We start from the raw sequence: 419 nt of genomic DNA on the forward strand, positions 1-419 counted from the left end.
GATGAGGGCCTCGTCCTCGGCGATGACGACACGGGTCGTCAGCGGCGGGACGTGCGACGCGTCGGCGTCGTCGGCGGGCTGGGGCGACTCGGGGGCGGTCACGGGGGCTCCTCGATACGGGGCAAGTACTGCTCCCCCGAGCCTACCTAGCTCCTGTAATGTGGTGCCCCGCAGGGGTCACAGCGCCCTCGCTTTCTAAGGCCCCAGTACTCCAACTGGTCAGAGAGGCCGCTCTCAAACAGCGGACAGTGTGGGTTCGAATCCCACCTGGGGCACTTTTCCTTCGATTCCAAGGGCAAGCGGCCCAGGGTGATCGTCACCCACACGCGTGAAGCCTTATCTCCGCCCTGCCGCCAGCGCGAGCCGGCCCACCGCACACTGACTACGTCAGCGACTCCCCGATGTGGTGGACCCTGACC

The 419-nt window shown here is 66.8% G+C and carries 1 tRNA gene; it reads left to right on the plus strand.

Going from position 1 to position 419, the window contains the following annotated elements:
* Positions 1-200 precede the first annotated feature (200 nt).
* Positions 201-275: transfer RNA gene (locus OQ02_RS39330), tRNA-Leu, on the plus strand.
* The last annotated feature ends 144 nt before the right edge of the window (positions 276-419 follow it).

Origin of the sequence: Saccharothrix sp. NRRL B-16314 (genome assembly GCF_000716595.1) — a bacterium.
In the GTDB taxonomy this organism is placed as follows: domain Bacteria; phylum Actinomycetota; class Actinomycetes; order Mycobacteriales; family Pseudonocardiaceae; genus Actinosynnema.